15 protein-coding genes and 1 tRNA gene are annotated in these 21,849 nt (G+C 61.8%); 13 read left to right on the top strand and 3 right to left on the bottom strand.

Translation table 11 applies throughout. The features are described from left to right. The first annotated feature begins 162 nt into the window (after positions 1 to 162). The 7 genes from NKJ89_RS11360 (at position 163) to NKJ89_RS11390 (ending at position 8,257) form a co-directional block, all read left to right on the top strand. A complete protein-coding gene (locus NKJ89_RS11360; RefSeq protein ID WP_352602376.1) occupies positions 163 to 1,605 on the top strand; it encodes a helix-turn-helix domain-containing protein in 1,443 nt (480 codons plus the stop codon). Between the two features lie 151 nt (positions 1,606 to 1,756). After that, positions 1,757 to 2,656, top strand: a complete 900-nt coding sequence (locus NKJ89_RS11365) for a DUF2167 domain-containing protein (RefSeq protein ID WP_023758365.1) — start codon at positions 1,757 to 1,759, stop codon at positions 2,654 to 2,656. 177 nt (positions 2,657 to 2,833) lie between these two features. After that, positions 2,834 to 3,787 (top strand): DMT family transporter, encoded by a 954-nt coding sequence (locus NKJ89_RS11370; RefSeq protein ID WP_352602378.1) that lies wholly within the window; start codon positions 2,834 to 2,836, stop codon positions 3,785 to 3,787. Between the two features lie 344 nt (positions 3,788 to 4,131). Then, positions 4,132 to 5,229 carry a polyamine ABC transporter substrate-binding protein gene (locus NKJ89_RS11375; protein WP_352602379.1) on the top strand — a complete coding sequence of 366 codons (1,098 nt, stop codon included), beginning with the start codon at positions 4,132 to 4,134 and terminating at the stop codon, positions 5,227 to 5,229. A gap of 82 nt (positions 5,230 to 5,311) precedes the next feature. Beyond that, a complete protein-coding gene (locus NKJ89_RS11380; protein WP_352602381.1) occupies positions 5,312 to 6,451 on the top strand; it encodes an ABC transporter ATP-binding protein in 1,140 nt (379 codons plus the stop codon). An 8-nt stretch (positions 6,452 to 6,459) separates the two neighbouring features. Then, positions 6,460 to 7,434, top strand: a complete 975-nt coding sequence (locus NKJ89_RS11385; protein ID WP_352602383.1) for an ABC transporter permease subunit — start codon at positions 6,460 to 6,462, stop codon at positions 7,432 to 7,434. Positions 7,435 to 7,438: 4 nt separating this feature from the next. Continuing rightward, a complete protein-coding gene (locus tag NKJ89_RS11390) occupies positions 7,439 to 8,257 on the top strand; it encodes an ABC transporter permease (RefSeq protein WP_023758360.1) in 819 nt (272 codons plus the stop codon). A gap of 19 nt (positions 8,258 to 8,276) precedes the next feature. On the opposite strand, the gene NKJ89_RS11395 is transcribed toward NKJ89_RS11390, so the two are convergent. Next, positions 8,277 to 10,130: an AsmA family protein gene (locus NKJ89_RS11395; RefSeq protein WP_352602385.1), complete on the bottom strand. Its 1,854-nt coding sequence runs from the start codon at positions 10,128 to 10,130 to the stop codon at positions 8,277 to 8,279. A 212-nt stretch (positions 10,131 to 10,342) separates the two neighbouring features. On the opposite strand from NKJ89_RS11395, the gene NKJ89_RS11400 reads away from it, so the two are divergent. Then, a complete protein-coding gene (locus tag NKJ89_RS11400) occupies positions 10,343 to 12,313 on the top strand; it encodes an acetoacetate--CoA ligase (RefSeq protein ID WP_352602387.1) in 1,971 nt (656 codons plus the stop codon). A 404-nt stretch (positions 12,314 to 12,717) separates the two neighbouring features. Here the strand turns inward: NKJ89_RS11400 and NKJ89_RS11405 are convergent, their stop codons facing one another. Continuing rightward, the gene (locus tag NKJ89_RS11405) at positions 12,718 to 16,653 is read right to left on the bottom strand and encodes a PAS domain S-box protein (protein ID WP_352602389.1); all 3,936 of its coding nucleotides are present in this window, start codon (positions 16,651 to 16,653) and stop codon (positions 12,718 to 12,720) included. Between the two features lie 248 nt (positions 16,654 to 16,901). Between NKJ89_RS11405 and NKJ89_RS11410 the strand changes: the two genes are divergently transcribed. From NKJ89_RS11410 to NKJ89_RS11430, 5 genes are all read left to right on the top strand, one after another. Further along, the gene (locus NKJ89_RS11410) at positions 16,902 to 17,360 is read left to right on the top strand and encodes a phasin (RefSeq protein WP_352602390.1); all 459 of its coding nucleotides are present in this window, start codon (positions 16,902 to 16,904) and stop codon (positions 17,358 to 17,360) included. A gap of 349 nt (positions 17,361 to 17,709) precedes the next feature. Then, positions 17,710 to 17,786 (top strand) — tRNA-His (locus NKJ89_RS11415). A 615-nt stretch (positions 17,787 to 18,401) separates the two neighbouring features. After that, complete coding sequence (locus NKJ89_RS11420; RefSeq protein WP_352602392.1) at positions 18,402 to 19,085, top strand: helix-turn-helix domain-containing protein; 684 nt, start codon at positions 18,402 to 18,404, stop codon at positions 19,083 to 19,085. 98 nt (positions 19,086 to 19,183) lie between these two features. Next, positions 19,184 to 20,152, top strand: coding sequence for an alpha/beta hydrolase (locus tag NKJ89_RS11425; RefSeq protein WP_352602394.1), 969 nt, complete (start codon positions 19,184 to 19,186; stop codon positions 20,150 to 20,152). Positions 20,153 to 20,342: 190 nt separating this feature from the next. Beyond that, on the top strand, positions 20,343 to 20,855 hold the full coding sequence (locus tag NKJ89_RS11430) for a nuclear transport factor 2 family protein (protein WP_352602396.1): 513 nt from the start codon (positions 20,343 to 20,345) through the stop codon (positions 20,853 to 20,855). Between the two features lie 9 nt (positions 20,856 to 20,864). Here NKJ89_RS11430 and NKJ89_RS11435 read toward each other — a convergent pair whose 3' ends face one another. Next, entirely contained in the window at positions 20,865 to 21,764 is a 900-nt protein-coding gene (locus NKJ89_RS11435; protein ID WP_352602398.1) for a LysR family transcriptional regulator, read from the bottom strand. Positions 21,765 to 21,849: the final 85 nt, after the last annotated feature.

A 21,849-nucleotide genomic window follows, 5' to 3' on the forward strand; every position in this document is an offset into this window, starting at 1 on the left:
TTGCGGCGCGAGATGAGCCAGCAGAATCAAGAAAATCGGCGAAATATAAGGGAAAACCTGTGTTGCGTTTGACAGGCGCACGCTGTAAATTTGTCATGATTGTAAAGAGCGGCGCATCGAGATTGTCGCGAACCTTGTGTAAATTCCTGTCAAGGACAGTCGATGGCTGACCAGAAGATATTTGCCGGGCCGCGCATCCGCCGCATCCGCAACGCCAAGGGCCTGACCCAGACGGCGATGGCCGAGGGGCTTGGCATTTCCCCGTCCTATCTCAACCTGATTGAGCGCAACCAGCGGCCGCTAACCGTGCAGCTGATCCTCAAGCTGGCGTCCGTCTACAAGATCGATCCGCATGAGTTGCAGGGCGAGGCAAGGGGGTCAGTCGCCGCTTTGAAGGAGGTGTTCACCGATCCTCTGCTGGTCGGCGAGCTGCCGGGCGATCAGGAGCTGATAGAACTTGCCGAGGCGGCGCCCAACGCGTCCGCGGCGGTGATAAAGCTGTTTCGCGCCTATCGCGAACAGGCCGAGCGCCTGTCCGACCTCAACGAGCTTTTGGCGCGCGAGGGCCGGACGACCGCAGTTTCCGGTGCCCGCCTGCCGATCGACGAGGTGCACGAGATTTTCGAGCGCCGGCCGAACCATTTCGCAGCCCTCGAGGAGGAGGCCGCGGCGTTCACCTCGGTGCTTGATCCCGGCGACGATCTGTTCGGCGCGCTGAAGGCTTGGCTGAAGCGCGAATACGGCATCGTGGTCAAGGTGCTGCCGGTCGCCACCATGCCGAACTGGCGTCGCCGTTATGACCGCCACTCGCAGCGCCTGTTCCTGTCCGAGCGGCTGTCGCCGTTCGACCAATTACGCGAAGTCGCGATGGAGGCCTGTCTGATCCGCATGACGGTCGCGGTCGCCGGCGAGATCCAGGCGCTCAAGCTGGCCACCGACGAGGCCCGCCGGCTCGCCCGCTTCGAACTTGGCCGTTATTCGGCGCATGCCTTGATGATGCCCTACCAGGCCTTTCACACGGCTGCCGTGCGTGCCCGTTATGATATCGATGTCCTGCGTTCGCGCTTCGGTGTCTCCTTCGAACAGGCGGCGAACCGGTTGACCACGCTGCAGCGGCAGGGTGCCTCGGGTGTGCCGTTTTTTATGCTGGAGGTCGACAATGCCGGCAACCGCTTCCGCAAGGCCGGGAGCCAGGGCTTTCCGCAAAGCCGCTTCGGCGGCGCCTGCCCCAAACTGCCCGTGCATGTCGCTTTCACCCAGCCCGGCCAGATCTTCGTGGAGGCGGTGGAAATGCCCGACGGCGCCGAGTTCCTGTGCATTGCTCGCACGCTTGAAGGACCGCAAGGCGCCTTCTCGGAGCGCCCGCGCCGCACCGCGCTGCTGCTCGGTTGCGACATCGGCTTTCGCGACGACATCGTCTATGGCGCGGCGCTGCCCGGTGCGGCAATCGCCGCAAAGGCCGGCCGCGTCGCGGCGACACCGGTCGGACCCGCCTGCCGGCTTTGCGAGCGCGTCGGCTGCCTGGCGCGCGCCGAGCCGCCGGTGACGCGTCCGCTCGGCCTCGACGAGATGGTAACGGGCCTGAGCGCTTTCGATTTCCAGTAAGTCATGACTGTTGGTCGCAGAACAATACAACGAAATGTGTGTATTTGTGAAAGATGCTAGCTGTCGATCGTGATGTAACAGTTACAATATTGCTCGAACATTGCCGGCAGGATATCAAAACGCAAGCTGCATATGGGTCGGGGGATCATTGATGGGCAAGACAGTTTTCTGGTTGAGTTTGGCGTTCGCCTTTTCGGTTGGCCCTGCCGCAGCGGAAAAGTCGTCGGCCTTCTTCAAGTCTTACCAACAGTACAACGACGCCGGCAAGGCATTCCTGGACAAGATCGATCCGAAAACCGGCGCGATAGACCTCGCCGAGGGCGTGCATCTTGACCTCAAGGACAAGTTCTACTTCCTGAACAAGAAGGACACGGCAGCCGTCCTGACCGAAGCTTGGGGCAATCCGCCCGGCTCCGGTGCCGATGCGCTCGGCATGATCTTTCCCGCGGCAAACGATCCCATTGCCGACAACAATTGGGGGATAGAGTTGCGCTGGGAGAAGATAGGATATGTCGACGATAGCGACGCCAACTCCATCGACTACGACGAATTGCTGCGCAGCATGCAGGCGGACACCTCGTCGGCCAATGACCAGCGAGTAAAGGACGGCTTTCAGCCCGTTACGCTGGTCGGTTGGGCCTCACCGCCTGTCTATGATGCGGTCAACAAGCGGCTTCACTGGGCCAAGGAATTGGAATTTGGCAGCGACGCGGTCCACACGCTCAACTATGACGTCCGCTTTCTCGGCAGGGAAGGCGTTTTTGTGATGAGCTACATCGCCACCGTGAAGCAATTGCCGGAAATAAAACAGAGCCTGGATGAGGTTCTAGATTTGGCGGACTTCGGCGCCGGCAAGACATACGCCGATTTCGTGCCAGGCGTCGATACGGTTGCAGCGGTAGGCGTTGGTGGGCTGATTGCCGGCAAGTTGGCGGCGAAGGCAGGCTTTTTGATCGTGGCTCTGGTTGCGTTGAAGAAGTTCGGTCTGATCCTGCTGGTTCCATTGGCCGGGCTCTGGCGCTTCATCCGCGGCAACAAGAGTACCTCATAGACTCTGTTGCGACGGTCTGGTTCGCCGTCCGGCTGAGACCAAGACGGCTTCTCAGTGCCCCAAACGGCAAATCGAACTGGCTCAGCCCCAGCGCGCATCTTTGCGTTACGCGAACAGGCCATCTTTTCGTCGTCCCTTGCGCATCGTCCCGTCCACAAAAGCCCGACAGTCGCGCCCATGACCGACACTGCATCATCGCCGATCCTTGCTTCATCGACCGCCTCGCGGCGCGACGAACGCGTCGGCATGCTTTTGGTGTTCCTGTCGGCACTGATGTGGAGTTTCGGCGGCACCATCGCCCGCTTCATCACTGTCGGCGATAGCTGGACGGTTGTTTTCTGGCGTTCTGTCTGGGCAGCGGCTTTCCTGATCTGCTTCATGGTCTGGCGCGACGGCTGGCGCGGCATGTCGAAAATGTTCCGCGACATGGGTCTGCCCGGCCTTGCCGTCGGCGTCTGCTTCGCCACGGCATCGACCGCCTTTGTCGTGGCACTTGCCTACACCACCGTGGCCAATATCCTGTTGATGCAGGCCGGCGTGCCGTTGCTGGCGGCGCTGTTCGCCTGGGCGTTGTTTCGTGAAAGGGTGGGTGTCGCGACCTGGCTGGCCATCGCTGCCGTCATCGCCGGCGTCGCCATCATGGTGTCGGAATCGCTTGATGGCGCCGTCTCGCCGATAGGTGACGGGCTGGCGCTGTTGATCGCGGTGATGTTCTCGATCGCCACCGTCATTACCCGGCGGTTTGCCGGTGTCCGCATGACGCCGGCAACCTGCCTTGGCACCATGCTTGCGGCAGGCTTTGCCGCATCGCAGACCTCGACATTCGCTGTGTCGACCAGTGACATGGCTTTTCTCTTTGTCTTCGGCGTGGTCAATCTGGGCCTCGGCCTGGCCTTTTTCGCCACCGGCGCTCGGCTGATACCCGCGGCAATAGCAGCACTGCTCGGCACGTTCGAGCCGATCCTGGGGCCCATATGGGTCTGGCTCGTCCATTCCGAGGTGCCGTCGGGGCGCACCATCGTCGGTGGCGCGGTGGTTGTCACGGCGCTGCTCGTCCATATCGGGCTCGAATTCAAGCGCCAGGCGGGGCCCGAACGTGCAGGGGTCACCGGAGTTCCATCGCCTAATTGATGTGGCGCGCAGCTTTGCCATTGACAATGCCGCTGCCGCGCGGGCAGGCTGAGATTACGGCAACAACAAGACAGGCTTATCTTGCCAAGTCTCCCTGCCGGTCAGATCGAGACCGGACCACATCGTCGTATCTCTGCCTGCGCCACGGCGAAAGCCTATGACGGCATTGGCACGCCACACGAGTCCCAGCGACGACGCAACGCCTGCCTCTCATCGAACTGCCTGCATAGCGCTGGCAGTTCACGCTTGTCGCCTTTTGGAAAGCTCAATAGCCTGAAACAAATGCCCGGCCGCGCTGGAACCGCGACGAGCCGGCGAAGGAACACTCATCAAAGGAGAATAGCATGATCCGCAAAGCGCTCTGGCTTTCGGCAACTTCGGTATTTCTGACGCTTTTCACCGTCGGCGGTCATGCCGAGGATCGCGTCCTCAATGTCTTCAACTGGTCGGATTATATCGACAGTTCGATTATTGACGATTTCACCAAGGAGACCGGCATCAAGGTCGTCTACGACACGTTCGATTCCAACGAAATCCTGGAAACCAAGCTGCTTGCCGGCGGCAGCGGCTATGACGTCGTCGTACCCAGCGGCAATTTTCTTGCGCGCCAAATCCAGGCCGGTGTGTTCCAGAAGCTTGACAAGTCGAAGCTGCCGAACATTTCCAACATGTGGGACACAGTTTCAGAGCGCACTGCCAAATATGACCCCGGCAACGAATACTCGGTCAACTACATGTGGGGCACGGTTGGCATCGGTTACAACATCAAGAAGGTGCAGGCAGCACTCGGCACCGACAAGATCGACAGCTGGGATGTTTTCTTCAATCCGGACAGCCTGGCCAAATTGAAGGACTGCGGCGTCTACGTATTGGACTCCCCGGCCGACATCATTCCGGCGGCGTTGAAATATCTCGGCCTCGACCCGAACAGCACGTCATCAGACGACATCGCCAAGGCCGAAGAGGTTTTGCTCAAGGTCCGGCCCTATATCAGGAAATTCCACTCCTCCGAATACATCAACGCCCTCGCCAACGGCGATATCTGCCTGGCGGTCGGCTGGTCGGGTGACGTGTTCCAGGCCCGCAACCGCGCGGTCGAGGCCAAGCAAGGCGTCGAGATCGGCTATTCCGTGCCGAAGGAGGGCGCTCAGATGTGGTTCGACCAGATGGCTATCCCCGCTGATGCGCCGCATGTCGCGGAGGCGCTCGAGTTCATCAACTACATGATGAAGCCGGAAGTTATCGCCAAGTCGTCCAACTATGTGCTCTACGCGAATGGCAACAAGGCTTCGCAGCAATTCGTCGACAAGGCGCTGTTGGATGATCCTTCGGTTTATCCCGATGCCGAGACGATAAAGAAGCTTTACACCGTCTCGCCTTACGATCCCAAGACCCAGCGCGTCATCACGCGTACCTGGACCAAGATCGTCACTGGCCAGTAAGCAATCTGAGATGGTCCCGGCAGCCACCTGCCGGGACCATTCTTTTCTGGGGCAAGAAGCAAGAATCAGGACGGAGTGGGACATGAAATCGCTTGGCAGCATCCGCAGGGATTTTACGCCGTGGAACGACCCGAACGCCAAGCCATACATCCAGTTCGATAACGTCACCAAGAAGTTCGGCGACTTCACCGCCGTCAACAATCTGTCGCTGACCATCTTCGAGCGCGAGTTCTTCGCTCTGCTCGGCGCCTCGGGCTGCGGAAAGTCGACGCTGCTCAGGATGCTCGCCGGTTTCGAGGAGCCGACGGCCGGTCGTATCCTGCTCGATGGCCAGGATTTGCGCGGCATCCCGCCCTATCGCCGGCCGGTCAACATGATGTTCCAGTCCTATGCGCTGTTCCCGCATATGACTGTCGAGAACAACATCGCGTTCGGCCTCAAGCAGGATGGCATGCCGAAGCCCGAAATCGCGGCCCGCGTCGCCGAAATGCTCAGGCTGGTCAAGCTCGAACAGTTCGCCAAGCGCAAGCCGCACCAGTTGTCCGGTGGCCAGCGCCAGCGCGTTGCGCTCGCCCGCTCTGTCGCCAAGCGGCCGAAGGTGCTTTTGCTCGACGAGCCGCTCGGCGCATTGGACAAGAAGCTGCGCGAGGAAACCCAGTTCGAACTGATGGACCTGCAGCAGAACCTCGGTCTGACCTTCGTCGTCGTCACCCACGACCAGGAAGAGGCGATGACGATGGCCGATCGCATCGCCATCATCGACAAGGGCGAGGTGATGCAGGTGGCAACGCCGGCAGAGGTCTACGAGGCGCCGGGGTCGCGCTTCGTCGCCGGTTTCGTCGGCAATGTGAATATGTTCGAGGGCAAGATCGCGCGTGGCGAGGCTGGCGCTGCCAGCATCGATGCCGGTAATGGCATCACCATCCGCACCGACAATGCCGGCGCCGCCAGCGCCGGAACGGCCGTCACCTTCGCCATCCGGCCGGAAAAGATCAAGGTGTCGTCGAAGAAGCCGGCCGAGGCCATCAACGCCATCGAGGGCGAGGTCTACGACATCGCCTATCTCGGCGACATGACCGTCTTTCACGTCAGGCTGGACGACGGACAGGTCGTGCGCGCGAGCACCATGAACGCGGCCCGCATCACCGAGGATCCGTTGAGCTGGAACGACCGCGCCTGGGTTTCCTTCCGGCCTGACGCCGGCGTCGTGCTGACACGGTAGGAGCGACCATGTCGAGCGCCGCCGTCACCACCGCATCAGCCTCTCCGGCAACCAATATCGGCAAATCCGTCCACGCCAGGTTGGGCGCTGCATTCTCTGGCCGCCTGGTCATCATCATCCCCTATGTCTGGCTGCTGTTTTTCTTCCTCATTCCGTTCGTCATCGTTTTCAAGATTTCGCTATCGCAGACGGCGATCGCCATTCCGCCCTATACGCCGGCGCTCGATATCAGCGACGGCTTTTCCGGATTTGTCGCTCAGCTGAAACAACTCAACCTCGACAATTACACCTGGCTGACGCAGGACGCGCTCTACTTCAATGCCTATGTGACCAGCGTCATCATCGCCGCGATCTCGACGGTTCTGACATTGCTCGTCGGCTATCCGATCGCGTACGGCATGGCGCGCGCGCCAGCGACGATCCGTCCAACCTTGCTGATGCTGGTGATCCTGCCGTTCTGGACATCGTTCCTGATCCGCGTCTACGCCTGGATCGGCATTCTCAAGCCCGAGGGACTGCTCAATCAGCTGCTGCTCGCCACCGGCGTCATCCACCAGCCGCTGATCATCCTCAACACATATACGGCGATCTTCATCGGCATCGTCTATTCCTACCTGCCGTTCATGGTGCTGCCGCTCTATTCCGCTCTGGAAAAGATGGATTATTCGCTGATCGAGGCGGCAAAGGATCTCGGCTGTCCGCCGACCAGCGCGTTCTGGAAAATCACCTTCCCGCTGTCGCTGCCGGGCGTCATCGCCGGCTGCCTGCTGGTGTTCATTCCAGCCGTCGGCGAGTTCGTCATTCCCGACCTGCTCGGCGGCTCGCAGACACTGATGATCGGCAAGACCTTGTGGAATGAATTTTTCGGCAACCGCGACTGGCCGCTGTCATCGGCCGTTGCCGTCATCCTGCTGCTGCTGCTGATTGTGCCGATCATGCTCTTCCAGCGAGCGCAGGCGCGCGCTCAGGAAATGGACCGGTGACATCATGAACACCACCTGGAGCCGCTTCAACATCACCTCGGTCGTCCTCGGCTTTGCCTTTCTCTATTTGCCGATCGTCCTGCTCATCGTCTTCTCCTTCAACGAGTCCAAGCTGGTCACCGTCTGGGGCGGCTTCTCGACCAAATGGTACGTCTCGCTGTTCCACAACCAGGGTCTCATGGACGCGACCTGGGTGACGGCGCGCGTCGGCCTGATCTCGGCCACTGTGGCGACGGTGCTCGGCACGCTGGCGGCACTCGCCTTGACCCGTTACACGCGCTTCAAGGGCAGGGTGCTGTTCTCCGGCATGGTCTTCGCGCCATTGGTCATGCCGGAAGTCATCACCGGCCTGTCTCTGCTGCTGCTCTTCGTCGCCGTCGGTCTCAATCGCGGCATTCTGACCGTCACGCTGGCTCACATCACCTTGACCATGTGCTTCGTCGCCGTCGTCGTGCAGTCGCGCCTGATCACCTTCGATCGCTCGCTGGAAGAGGCCGCGATGGATCTGGGCGCGACGCCGGTGAAGACCTTCTTCCAGATCACGCTGCCGGTCATCATGCCGGCGATCGTCTCCGGCTGGATGCTGGCCTTTACGCTTTCGCTCGACGATCTGGTCATCGCCAGTTTCACCTCGGGGCCGGGCGCAACGACGCTGCCGATGAAGATCTACAGCCAGGTTCGCCTTGGCGTAACCCCGGAGATCAATGCCGCCTGTACCATCCTGATCGCCGTCGTGGCGATCGGCGTCATCATCGCTTCGCTTGCCAACAAGCGGCGCGAGGTGCAGCGCCAGCTCGACGAGCAGGCCGCACAGCGCGGGTGAAGGCGGAAAGCGCGGCTGCCTATTCTCCCGAAACGCCGCGGCTGATCGGGGAAATGAACGGTGTACTCCAGGTCCCGCCGACGAAGAACGATGCCTGGTTGGGGCCTTGTTGGCCATTGGTCTGCGTTGCAGCCTGGTCCGGCTGAATGACACCGCCGGACAGGGCCAGCCCGCGTCCCGCGTAGGACGCGATCCCGGACAACCAGATCTTGTACTTCGCCGAATTGGCTTCGGCCTTGTCGATCCGTGCCACGCCCTTCGAAATGCTGGCCTTGATCTCTGCGCCGTCGATCGGCAGCGTTCCGTCGGAGACGTCGTCGAGCGCGAAAAAGCCGCCTTGCTCGGTATGCTTGAGGAACGCCGGCAGGTTGAGCTTGCTCAACGCACCTGGTCCGAAGGTCGCCGAAACCGAGCCGTCGGCATTGTCGAAAATGGAGTTCCAGGTTCTGCCCGGCCCCTTGAGTATGACCGAAACGGTCCCCGTCCCAACCGGCACCAGCCGGGTCATCCCCGCCGCCGAGGCAAAAGCACCGCCGTCGATATCGGATGCCAGCAGCCGGATTTCGACCTGGGAGCCTTCCGGCTTGCGGTCGAAGCGAAGGCTGGTCTGGATGTTGCCGCCGAAGGCCGAGGCATCGGAGATATCGAAGACCGACAGACCATCCTTGACCTGGGCGGTGGCGGCGACGTCGGCGAGTTGGATAGGCCCGGCGGTGGCGTGTGCCGCGGACAGCCTGAGATCGAGGTTGATCTTGTCGGCGAAACTTGTGTCGACTTCGCTAGGCCCCACCGCGCCGGTGGGCGCCAGCGGCGTGAAGGCCGACAGGAACGATCTGAGGTCGAGCGTGTCGAAGGCGAGCGTGCCCGAGATCACCGGCTGAGCTTCGCCAAGTGACAGGTCCAGCGCTCCCATTCCCGGATTGTTGTCCAGCGCAATGGCGGTATTTTCGAATTTGACGCGCCCGGCCGTTGCCGTGACCTTGCTCGAAATGCTGACCGAGCCGATCGCAGCGCCCGGCGCGATGCCGGCCTGCAACCATTCCAGCACGCGGCGTAGCGAGGGCGCCGAAAACTTCGCCTGACCGTCGAAATAGCTGTTTTCGGACATGCTGGCCGTGCCGTCGAAAGAGAAGGTGGCGGGGGGGGCCTTGAACGACAGGGAAAGCGGCGCCAAGCCGCCTGCAAAAAGCACCAGCGGCTTCTCCGAGGCGGCGTCCACGGCCACACTTTCGCCGCGCCAGATCCCGGTCGCCGACAGCGTTGCATTGCTGTTCATCGCCGCCCAGGTCGCCTGTCCGCTCAGGCTGCTCAGAATCTCGACGTCCTTACCGTTGACCGAAGCCACCATGCGGCCGTCGCGAAACTCAACCGTGCCGAAAGTGTCGGTCGGCAGCTTGTCGAGATTCGGCTTTGCGGGGTCGGCATTGACGACGCCGCGGGCCGTGTCGATGGAACGCGTGATGCGCCCACCGGTTGGGACGGCGGGCAGGAAAAGGCCAGTTGGCGTGCGCTGAACCCGGATCGTCGGCCGCACCAGCCGTGCTGTCGAAAACACCACGTCGCCGCGCAAGGCCGCCATGGCGGAAAGGTCGACCTCGACCCGTTCCGCCTCGACGACCGGCGGCGTCTCGGTGTCGGTCCATTGCGAAAGCGTCACATCGGTCAGGATCGCCCGGAAGGTCGGCCAGACCTCGATCCGCGGCGAGCCTTCGATGGCGACCCGGAAGCCGCTCCACGCACTCATTTCCCAGGCGATGCGGTCGCGCACGATACGGGTGGAGGCGATCAGCGGCAGGGTGGCAACCACCAGCGCGATGACGATCACGGCAGCGCCGATCGCCCATATTCCGCGCCGGATCAAAGATGATGGCATATCGCCCCGTATGCTTCTGTAACCCCAGTCGTCACCACGACTTCCTGGTCGTCACTACGACCCCAGTCGTCACTACGACCTAGGGCTGAGGCATTTCAAGTCTTTATGGCCCGGCGATGGCATTTGCACACATCTAGCCGCATCAATCGAACAAAATCTTGCTCTGCTGCGCTGCGATATGCATAAGCGATGGCGACCGTGGAGGAACGATCATGGCTGCCGAAGCACCGCTCTGGACCCCGACGCAAGAGCAAGTCGATGCGGCACCCTTGACCGCTTTCACCAAGGCAGCCGCACTGAGGGCCGGTGTAGCGTTTTCTTCGTATCCGCAGCTTCACGCGTGGTCGGTTGAGGATCGCGAAGGGTTCTGGAGCCTGGTCTGGGATTTCTGCGGCATCGTCGGCGACAAGGGGACCAATGCGGGCGATGCCATCCTTGTCGATGGCGACAAGATGCCGGGCGCCTCCTTCTTTCCCGACTCGTCGCTGAATTTCGCCGAGAACCTGCTGAAGCAGACCGGCGCGGGCGAGGCCATCGTGTTTCGCGGCGAGGACAAGGTCGAGCGCCGTCTGTCCTGGAACGAATTGCATGCGCTGATTTCACGGCTGCAGCAGCTTTTCCTGTCGCTCAAGGTGAAGAAGGGCGATCGCATTGCCGCGATGATGCCCAACATGCCCGAGGCCGTCGCCGCCATGCTTGCCGCCGCCTCTATCGGCGCCGTCTGGTCGTCCTGCTCACCCGATTTCGGCGAGCAGGGCGTGCTCGATCGCTTCGGCCAGATCGAGCCAGTCATCTTCATCGCGCCGGATGGCTATTGGTACAATGGCAAGGCGATCGAGGTCGCCGACAAGATCGCTGCGGTCGCGGCCAAGCTCTCGAGCGTCCGCAAGGTCCTGGTCGTCGATTATCTCGGCACATCGAGCGACGTCGCTGGGACCATCGATAAGGCCGTGGCGCTGGAAGTGGCGCTGTCGCCCTTCGCCGGCAAACGCGTTAGCTTCGAGCAGCTGCCGTTTTCGCATCCGCTTTACATCCTGTTCTCATCAGGAACGACCGGCATTCCCAAATGTATCGTCCATTCGGCCGGCGGCACGCTGATCCAGCATGTCAAGGAACACCGGCTGCACGCAGGGCTGATCGAGGGCGACCGCTTCTTCTACTTCACCACCTGCGGCTGGATGATGTGGAACTGGCTCGTGTCGGGGCTCGCTTCGGGTGCCACGCTGCTGCTCTATGATGGCTCGCCTTTCTACCCTGACGGCAATGCGCTGTTCGACTTTGCCGATGCCGAGAAGATGACCTTCTTCGGCACGTCGGCCAAGTTCATCGATTCCGTCCGCAAGGCCGGACTGAAGCCGATCCGCAGCCACGATCTGTCTGATGTGCGTGCGATTTCCTCCACCGGGTCGCCGCTGTCGCCGGAAGATTTCCGCTTCGTTTACGACGGCATCAAAAAGGACGTCCATCTGGCCTCGGTCTCCGGCGGCACCGACATCGTCTCCTGCTTCGTGCTCGGCGTGCCGACGCAGCCTGTCTGGACCGGCGAGATCCAGGGTCCCGGCCTCGGCCTTGCCGTCGATGTCTGGGACGACGACGGCAAGCCGGTCAGGCAGGAGAAGGGCGAACTGGTCTGCACCAAGGCCTTTCCGTCGATGCCGATCGGCTTCTGGAACGACCCCGGGGGCAAGAAATACCACGCGGCCTATTTCGAGCGCTTCGACAATGTCTGGTGTCATGGCGATTTCGCCGAATGGACCGCCCATGGCGGCCTGATCATCCACGGCCGTTCCGACGCCACGCTCAACCCGGGCGGCGTGAGAATTGGCACGGCGGAGATCTACAACCAAGTCGAGCAGATGCCGGAAATCCTGGAGGCGCTGTGCATCGGCCAGGATTTCGACAATGACGTGCGCGTCGTGCTGTTCGTGCGCCTGGCCGCTGGCGTGCAACTCGATGAGGAACTCGAGAAACGCATACGGGCAAAAATCCGCAGCGGGGCGAGCCCGCGTCACGTGCCGGCCAGGATCGTCGCCGTCACCGACATCCCGCGCACCAAATCGGGCAAGATCACCGAGCTTGCGGTGCGCGACGTGGTGCATGGCCGCGCCATCAAGAACAAGGAGGCGCTCGCCAACCCAGAGGCGCTTGAGCTGTTCAAGAACCTGCCGCAACTGGCCGAGTGAACCGCCAATGCATGTCGCACAAATTGGCTCGGGCTTTGAGCCAACGACCTGCATGAAACAAGGATTTCCAGCATGGTTACCGAAATATGTCGGTAGAATTTACCTAGATTTCATCAGTGGTACACATCCGTAAATTTTCCGCCGCCTCGGTAAGGAGTTGTTAAGGTCCGGCGTCGATAGTCGCATACAACTTGAGGGAGAAATCCCGTTCCTCGGCCCCCGGAGGATCCGATTCGCTCAAGCCCCCGTTGTGACAGCAATTCCATCTCTTAAGGCGTCCTTTTGGGCGCCTTTTCTTTTGCCGAAGCAATTCCAGGAAAAGCGTCGAGCGTTTTTCCCGGGAAAAGCGCATCCCTTTGGGAGTTGCGACAAACAAAAGGGATCGAGCTGTGGAGGGCGCTGGCCTATTCCGCAAGCACACGAGTCGATGGAAATGCGACCTCAACCAGCGTGCCTTCACCCGGTGTGGAGTTGATGATGAACCGGGCGCGGTTGGCTTCGACCATCGCCTTGGTCAACGGCAATCCAAGCCCGGTGCCGTCGCCACGTCCGCGCTTCAGCGCGTTAATCTGCTTGAATGGCTTCAGCGCCTGCTCGATCTCGGCCTGGCTCATGCCGATGCCGGTGTCGCGTACCCGCATGACGACGTCGCCCGACGTCTCATAGGCGGTCGAGACGATCACCTGGCCGCCGGCCTGGGTATAGCGGATGGCGTTCGACAGGATGTTGAGCGCGATCTGGCGCACGCTGCGCAGGTCGGCCACCACTTCCGGCAAACGGGAAGCGAAGCTGGAGCGGATGATGACGCGCTCACGGTTGGCCTGTGGCTGCATCATCGCCACCGTCTCAGCCAGCGTGTCGTTGAGCGACACCGCCTCGTAGGCCATTTCCTGCTGGCCGGCCTCGATCTTCGAGATGTCGAGCAGGTCGTTGACCAGGTCGAGCACATGATTGCCGGAGCGGTTGATGTCGCGCAGATAGTCGCGGTAGCGGTCATTGGCGACAGGTCCGAACTTCTCGTCGACCATCAGTTCGGAAAAGCCGATGATGGCATTGAGCGGCGTGCGGATCTCGTGGCTGATGCGGGCGAGGAAATCGGTCTTTTGCGAGGACGCGCGCTCTGCCATCGCACGCGCTTGCGTCAAGTCCTCTTCGGCCCGCTTCCACTGCGTGATGTCACGCACGACAGCGCAGAAGCCGCTATCGTTGGGCAGCCGGCCAATGGTCATGAACAGCGGGATGAACCGCCCCTGCGCCTCGCGCCCGATTACCTCGCGGCCGTCATTCATCACGCTCGCCACGCCGGGTTCGGACAGTCCGTTGAGATAGTCGCGCGCCGCGCGCTGGCTTTCGATTGCAAATAGTGAAGCGAACGGCTTGCCGGTAACATCGTCGCTGTCGAAACCGAACAGCGCTTCGGCCGGACGGCTGATCGATCGGATGGTGCCGTCTCGGCCGATCAGCACAACGCCGTCGGTGGCGGTGTCGATGATGGTGCGCATCTCGGCGATGCGCGCCTTGAGCTCGGGAATGTCGGGCTGCGTCTGCTCGTCGCCGACCGCATGCACCGGTGCGTCATCCTCGCCGTGGCGGCGCACCACCAGCATCAGCGCCTTGCCGTCGCGCCAGGGGACTGAGCGTAGAATAGCTTCGATCGGGAATTCCTGCCCGTCACGCGTCTTCAGCCGCAGCGCGCGATCGGCGCCATCGGAAGAGCCGTCGTCGGCGTAGGGGTCGGCAAACAGGGCGCCGAGGCCACCGGCATCTGCCAGGTCGTCGAGTGCCTCATAGCCGGTCAGGTTGAGGAATTCCCCGTTCGCGTAGTGCAGCTCGTCGCCGGAATGGATGAGCAGCGGCACGGGCAGCTTGCCGAGAAGCGAAGTGTCGGGAGTCTTGTGCTCATTTCCAGCCGAAAACGCCGACGGCACGAACCCTTCGGCCTTGAGCGGCGGCACCTGCAGGCGCGGGCGCTCGATGCGTGTTTCCACGGCGTCCTCTGCGCTGGCAGTTGTCTCGGCGGACGCAACCGCCTGCTGGTCGGGCGAGGCTTTCTCGTCGGGCTGCGCCCAATCTTCACTATCTTCGGCATCGCGAAAATCAGCCGATGTCATGCTGTCGTCATCGACGGCATCACGTCGCGCATCGGCGCCAACCGGCTCCTCGCCAGTCGCACCGGGTTTGGTGATGTCTGGTTCCGCCGCCACCGGTTCGGAGACCTGGGACTGGTCGCTGTTGTCCGCTGCAGTGTCGCTTTCGTTGTCATGGCCGGCATAATCCAGCAACGAGCCCGTCGCATTAGGCGGCGCATCGGGCTCCTGAACCGTTTCGTCCGGGTGGCCGCCATCAAGCCGCGCCAGATCCCGCTCGTCCTCGGCATCGACGTCGGACGGCTCGGCTGGCGCTGTCTCGTTCTCCGGCTCTGCCGCAGGGATTTCGCCGGCATGCGTAGGCTGTTCATGCGACGCGGTGTCGGGCGTTGATGAAACCCCGCCGACTGCCGAGGCTTCCGTCCCCGCTGCCGGCACGTCTGCTGCTTCCACCGCCGGTTCCGTGGATGTCTCGCTCGTCGGCTCGAGGTTCTCGGCACCGGGCTTTTCAGCTTCCGGCGGCTCGACCGGGGAACTGTCCTTCTTCAGCCGTTCGCCGATCTCGCGGAACGCGCTGCGTTCCAGGCTCGACAGGCCCTTGTCGTTGGCCGGCTGACGATGTTCGGCCAGCCGGATCACCTTGTCGGCAAAGCGCCGTTCCGGTTTCGGCACGATGGTCAGCGCCGGCACCTCGCCCTTGAAAGGGTCCGAAGCCGGTGGGCCCTCGGCCTTCGGCTCTCCCGATGCTGGTTCGAGGGTTTTCGGTTCCGGTGCCGCCGGTGCCGCACCGTTGGGCACCAGCGCCATGCCGATGGCTTCAGGATCGACGACCGCATCACTGGCGCGGGCGACGCCGAAGCCGCGAAAACCTTCGAAGGCACGGCTGCGGCCATAGACAGGCAGCGCCGCCAGATCGACAGGTATCTTCAGATCGGTGCCGACCACCGGCCACAGCACGGAGCGCCCGGACCAGGTATCGCGCCGTTCTAGGAGGCCTGCGATCTCGCCGGAGGGGTCGAGGCCGAAAGTGGCCGCGACATCCCTGAAGCGCCGGCCGATCACGTCGGCTGCGGGCTTGCCGACGATGGAGGCGAATTCCGGCGACAGCGCGCTGAATTTGCCTTCGGCATCAGTGCGCCAGACGAAGCGCAGCGGCGGCGCCATGCGGTCTATCGCCGGAACGGTCCCAGGCGCGGCCGCGGAGGTGGCCTGGACATCGTTCTGTATCGGGTCTTGTTGTTTCGTGTTTTGGGCGGGAGTGTCCAGACCGGCCGGTTCTGCGGGCGCTTCAGGTTCAGGCGCGGCTGGCCGGTGCGCCTGTTGCCCCTCGTCCTCGCCGGTGTTGAAGTACCAATGGTCGTGCTGCGCCGGCGTGCGCGCAGGTGGGTGATCGCTGTTGGCGGCTGTCGGCGGCTGCACCGTCGCGTCGGCGATCTCATGCGCCTGCGATGCGGCGATATCGCTGGTCGGTTGTGAGGCACCCGGTTCGTCGGCCGGCTCGGCACCCTGTTCCGGCTGAACAGCAGCGTCGCCAGCCGGCTCGGCCTCGGCGATGGTTTGCGCCGGGTGTTCGCCGCCAGCTGCGGTGTCGTCGAGTTGGTCCTCGTCGATCACCACCAGCAGATGCCGCTCCTCGGTCAATCGTGCCAGCCCCGCCGGATAGGCGGCCGTGCCGCCGGGGACGAGGCGCTTGACGATCCGGTCGCTCTCGGCCGCGACGTCGGCGACGAGCGCAGCCAGCGTCTCCGGCAGGATGCCCAGCGCAGAAAACCCCTCCGAGGCGGCCTCGACGTTGCCTGCGGCATCGACAAAGGCGATGAAATGGCCATCCTCTGTAAACCCGCCTATGCCGCGAGCGGCGATTTCGCCGGCACTGCGTGAGCCCGTCTGCGCCGCCGGCACGGCCAGCATGATCGCCTTTTCGGCATCCGGCATGGACACGGCGCTGGCCAGGAAGCTGACGGCGCGGCTGGTCATGCCGGTCGCAAGCCGTACCGTGATAGCCCGGTCATTGCCGATCTCGGGAAATCCGCTGGTCGCCATGATCTGGCGCCTGGCTATCAAGGGCAGTTGCGCCGAGGTGCCGATGATGGCCTCGATGTCGGGATAGCCGAACAGCGCGGCTCCCGGCCCATTGGCCCAGATCACCTGCTCCAGGTCCGCCGACAGGATCGCGATCGCGTCGCCGGCGGCAAAGCGCTGGCGGACCGCGTCGAGCACGGCGACGTCAAGGAAGGAATATTCGGACGGCATGCGCTTGGCGAACCCTCACGGAGCGGCGAATTTGCAGTTAACGCTTTGTTAATAAAAGCCAGCGGCGCGAAGGTCCACAAGCCAGAACGTGCAAAGGCCGGAATCTGGGCTCTTGGTTAACGGCCCAAAAGAATTTATGGTGCACTGCAACAAAGATATTGCAATGCACAAAATTTGCCTTTATATTGCCATCATACATGAACGAGACGGCTTTCTGTCAAAGCCGCTGGCGCTGAAAAGGATGGAAAATGTCCAGGACCAAGACTGCCGAGACGATTGAAAACGTTGAATTCCCGAGCTTCGACGCTTCCAAGGCTACCGACCAGATGCGCGCTTTCGCCGAAAAGGGCGTTGAGCAGTCGAAGGAAGCCTATGCCAAGCTGAAGACCGGCGCCGAGGAGACCCAGAAGGCTCTGGAGTCGACTTTCGAGACCGCCAAGACCGTTTCGAGCGACCTGTCGCTCAAGACCATTTCCGCTCTGCGTGCCAATGCCGAGGCCGGCTTCTCCCATCTCGAAGCGCTGATCGGCGCCAAGTCGTTGTCGGAAGTCGTCGAGTTGCAGACCGCGTTCCTGCGCAAGCGCGTTGAGACGACGGTAGAGCAGGCCAAGGACTTCCAGGCTGTCGCCTCCAAGGCAGCCGAGGACGTCTCCAAGCCGATCAAGACCGCCTTCGAGAAGGCGATGAAGGATATCAAGATTGCTTAACATTTGCGCATGATCTGAAGATGCAACAAAAGGTCGCATTTTCTTAAAAAAGATCGGGCGTATGATGTCGGCAATCAAGGAATACCCGGCGGGTGGAACCTCCTCCCTCTGCCTGCTGGGGTGACCAGCCAGCACCTCCTCCCGCTGGCTCGTAACAGGAAAAGGCCGGCACCTCCTCCCGCCGGCCTTTTTCTTTGCCTGGCGCCGCGAATATCGCGCCGATGTGGGGAAGTGACCTTTGCTTTCCAAAAGCCTTGAATTAGAATCCATAAGCCCGTAAGGACGCATCGCCGAACGACAGAGCGGTCGAGTGGGATGAGTTTCCGCTTCGACCCGTTCAGGCAGACGTGCCGTTGTAGCTCAGATGGTTAGAGCGCCGGATTGTGGATCCGGAGGTCGCTGGTTCGATCCCAGCCAACGGTACCATAATTCATCAAATAATTTCAATTACTTAAAGGTTATTGGGGCAGTGAGGTAGGCTCCCTACGGATGGGTACCATTCTGGTATCATACGGAGGGCGTTCAGTTATGCCCATGACGGTCAACAAAGTTGGCGGTGGGAGTGGACCCCGCCAACGACGTCGGCCGTCGTTCTGCTTTGAGGTGAAGGGGCTTGAAGCTGCAGACTGATCCATGCGTGCATGGACGGCTGCAACATTTGATGTCGCTGTCCGGAAACGAATGGCAGCGCCAACGTTTAGAATAACGCCCCCACACCGCCACGCCATTTTTGCAGAACTTGACGCACACAACCGTGTTTCGACAGAGGTCGAAATGGCGGCCCTTGAACATCACGTGCTCCTCCATAGCTGAGGAGCGTTCCATGCATGCTCCGATTACCGAAAGGTTTGCGACAGAGCCGTATTTGAAGCGGTTCACTGGCAGCTTGCGACGTCTGTTGCTATTTTGAATCCATGTTGATCGGGCTGGAACAGACCAGGCGAGAACTGCGCCCCCGGTTCATATGAATGGTCGGGAGGCGCGTCCACGTTTCTCAGGGTCGGTCCTGGCGAAGGTGCGTTCCATTTCGAGCGCGTGACCGTGGGCGTGGTGCTGGCGCCGCTTAGAAGCCATCATGCCGCTTATGGGAATGACCGCCGCCGGGCCTTGCCATTGCTGCCGGGCCAAGGCTGGGTTTTCCCCGCCGGCTTCGAGGGCTGGTGCCGGTGGGATGAGCCGAACGACTTCCTCAATGTCGAGATCGACGACGATCTCCTCATGGGTGCGGGGATGCCAGCACCGTCCTTTGTGCCTCGGTCAGGTACGATCGATGCGTTGGTGACTCAACTCGCCATCAGCCTCCACGCTGCAGGAAATGCCGCGCCTCGGCTATATCGCGACGCTTTGGCTGTCGCACTCGCAGCGCAGCTCGCGCGTGTCGCGGGCCAGCCTGCAGGCGATCCGCCTGCGGCAGAGCCCCGTATCCTGCGGGCGCTCGACTATATCGAGGCGCATCTTGCGGATGATATCACGCTCGATGACCTGGCGGCGGTAGCGGTGATGAGCCGGTTCCACTTCGCGCGCGCATTTCGCGATGCCGTTGGCGTGCCGCCACATGCCTTTGTCGTCTCCCGCCGGATCGAGCGGGCGAAGGATCTGTTGCGCTCAACTCGACTACCGATCGCCGAGGTCGCATGGCGGGTCGGTTATTCGAATCCGGCAAAGTTCGCGGCGCAGTTCCGCAAGCTGGTGGGCGAGAGACCGGGAGCCTGGCGCGGGCACTGAAGCGCAAGATCGGATCGGCAAAGCGCAAGGACGGGCGCTGACGAGCGGACGTCATGGCGCGATCCTTGAGGAAATCCTGTCCTGAGGAGGCTTTTCCCATGTCCGTGCTCTCGTCGTTTATCGCCGCGGCGGCTTCGATGTTTTTTGCCGGAGCTGCGCTTGCCGCTGAGGTCCAGACCCGCAAGGTTTCCTTTGACAACGAAGGGGTCGCCCTGATCGGCACACTTTATCTGCCCGCCGATTACCGGCCTGGCGAGAAGCGCCCCGGCGTGCTGGTGACCGGCGCCTGGACATCGGTCAAGGAGCAGATGTCCGGCCTCTATGCCCGAGAAATGGCAGAACGCGGCTATGTGTCCCTTGCCTTCGACTTCCGCGGCTGGGGTGAGTCCGGCGGGACTGCCAGGTTCAAGGAAGACCCTGCGGCCAAGAAGTCGGATATTGTTGCTGCCGGCCGTTTCATGGCGAGTTTGCCTGATGTCGACGCGGCAAAGATCGCGGGCCTCGGTATCTGCGCCTCAGCCGGCTACATGGCGCAGGCCGCATCAGCCAATGCGAACTTCGCCAGCGTGGCGCTGGTGGCTCCCTGGCTGCATGACGCCCGCATCGTCGAACAGGTCTATGGCGGTCCAGAAGGTGTGGCCGCACTGATTGCGACATCGCGAGAGTCCGAGGCCGCCGAGCGCAAGGGCCGACCCCGGATCATCGTCGCCGCGAGCATGAGCGACCGGACGTCGCTGATGTACCAGATACCCTATTACACGGAGAGTAACCGGGGCCTCATCCCGGCCTATGACAACAAGTTCAACCTGGCCTCTTGGGAACCGTGGCTGACCTACGACTCCGTGGCCGTCGGTGCGCAGCTCCACAAGCCCACGCTCATCGTCCACTCGGAAGCTGCAGCGATCCCGCAGGGTGCGCATGCTTTCTTCGCGCTTCTTGAGGGCGACCGGTCCGAACTCTGGCTGGACGACGTCGCCCAGTTCGACTTCTACGACAAGCCCGAGAACGTGACGCGGGCCGCCGATGCAGCTGCGGCGCATTTCAACCGAATCAATAGTGGTTCTTGAAACAGAACTACCCCGGTGCCAGGGCGCTGGGCCTACCTTGCACCAAAGCCGCTGCTCGGGCGGCTGGCGGATCGATGGATGGTAACGAAACGGCTTGCATGCAAACAAGGAGGATATTTCCATGGAACCTAATCATTCAAACCCAGCATCGACGCGACCCACTGGAACCACCGGCCAAAGATGTCGTGGAATGAAGGCGGCGTTGCTCGGCGCCGCACTGCTCACAGTCGCTGGCGCTCAGACGTCCTTTGCGTCGCCCGCCGACGAAGCCCGCATAGCCGGCGTAATCTCCGCCGTCGCCGTCTACGCCGACAATCGCGATTTCCGCCCTCTCGAACGCTTCTTCGCACCGGAAACGACGATCGATTACACGTCCTTGTGGGGTGGCGAGTCGCAGCGCTTTGCGCCCTCGGCGTTGATGGATGCCTGGGCCGACCTGCTGCCGGGTTTCGACGCCACGCGTCATGAGCTTTCCGATATCCAGGTCGAGATCGGCGATGGCGCGGCAACGGCACAAGCCAGTGTCCGCGCAACGCACTGGCTGGGTGATCGCATGTGGGTCGTGGCCGGATCTTACGAATACGCGCTTATCCGCACCGGCAGCGGCTGGCAGGTCTCGCGGATGACGCTTCACTTGGCCGAGGAAAGCGGCGATCGCACCCTCGTCGAAGAGGCTGCGGCCAAGGTCGCGCGAGCCAAATGATTGCCGAGACTACCGCCCATGGCCATTGGTCTGCGTCGTGCTCCGCACGACGTCGAGGAATGCCTTCAGCACCGGTGAGGGCTGTTCGCGCCGATAGATGATGGAGGTATCGATAGCCAGGTTTCGGCCCCGAATTGGACGATAGACCACGCCGGATCGCCGCAGGTTCTGAAGGCAGGCTGGCAACAGTGAGACACCAAGCCCGACAGATACAAGGCCGATGATCGTCTGCTTGGGCGTTGCTTCCCGCACGATCCTTGGGCTGAAGCCCGACGACCGGCACAGCCCGACGATCTCGTCATAAAGGGATGGATTGATGCCGCGCGGAAATTGAATCAGTGCCTCTGGTGCCAAGTCCGCCAGCGCCACCTCGGCTTCCGAGGCCAACCGATGCGTTTCCGGCAAGGCTACGATCAAAGGTTCGATCAATATGCTTTCGACCTGCAGAGCGTTGTGAACAATAGGCGGATGAACAAAGCCGATATCTAGTTGGCCTTCAGCCACGAGTTTGATCTGACTGGGAATACGCAGGTCCGTCAGGCTCAGCTCGACCTCGGGATAGGCTTCAACAAAGCGCTGAACGATTGCAGGCACGACACTGTAGATCGCCGCATCGATGAAACCGACGGACAGATGGCCGGTTTCACCACGATCGGCTTTGCGGGCAAGCTCCACCGCTTGCCCCGTCTGATGAAGCACTGCCCGCGCTTCGTCCAGAAACACACGGCCGGCAGCAGTCAGTTCGACCTTGCGCTTGGTGCGATCGAGTAGGCGCACGCCGATGGCCTGCTCCAGCTGCTGGATCTGCTTTGTCAGAGGGGGTTGGGAGATGTGCAGGCGTATTGCGGCGCGCCCGAAATGCAGTTCTTCCGCTACAGCCACGAAGGACTGCATGAGCTTGTGGTCCATTTCTAGTTTCCCAAATCGAATTACTGCGAGTCCAATCGATATTGGACTGAAAGTATTGGAGCCTGCAAAATCTGAAAAGCCGCAA

Source organism: Mesorhizobium sp. M0047, from assembly GCF_040323315.1.
Lineage (GTDB): Bacteria > Pseudomonadota > Alphaproteobacteria > Rhizobiales > Rhizobiaceae > Mesorhizobium.